Below are 739 nucleotides of genomic sequence, written 5' to 3'. Positions count from 1 at the left end.
CGAAGAAAATGGATTAGTGACCCAGCATTTAAAGTGTTTAAGAAAGTTCTTCCTCCGCTGTCGAGTACAGAAAAAGAAGCGATGGAAGCCGGTAGTGTATGGTGGGATGCCGAGTTGTTTTCTGGCAAGCCAAACTTTACGACGCTACACCATTACCCAGCGCCGACGTTAACAGCTGAAGAGCAAGCGTTTATGGATAATGAACTTGAAACGCTCTTAGACATGTTAGACGATCAAAAAATCGTGAAAGAAGATCGTGATTTGCCACCGGAGGTGTGGGAATACTTGCGCAAAGAACGTTTCTTCTCACTGATTATCTCGAAAGAGTACGGTGGCCGTGAGTTTTCTGCATTGGCAAACTCAACGATTGTGTCTCGTATTGCAACGCGCAGTATTAGTGTTGCGGTATCGGTAATGGTTCCTAACTCGTTGGGTCCAGGTGAGCTTCTTTCTCACTACGGCACTCAGGAGCAAAAAGATTACTGGTTACCACGTCTTGCTGATGGTACGGACATTCCTTGTTTTGCTTTGACTGGACCGGAAGCAGGTTCAGATGCGGGCGGCATTCCTGACCAGGGTGTGGTGTGTTACGGCATGCACGATGGCGAAGAGGTGCTTGGTGTTCGAGTTAGCTGGAACAAGCGTTACATCACACTTGCACCTGTTGCGACTGTTCTTGGTCTAGCTTTCAAGCTGCAGGACCCAGACGGTTTACTCGGCGATAAGAAAGACGTAGGCA

General features: G+C 48.0%; 1 protein-coding gene. It reads left to right on the top strand.

All coding sequences use genetic code 11. The features are described 5' to 3' along the window. The coding region (locus R8O11_RS27295; protein ID WP_318194888.1) for an acyl-CoA dehydrogenase family protein at positions 1-739 on the top strand (739 nt) is incomplete at both ends.

The organism is Vibrio sp. 1288, from assembly GCF_033344475.1.
Note: the sequence above shows the minus strand (reverse complement) of the source record. Positions and strands in the feature narration are given on the sequence as shown.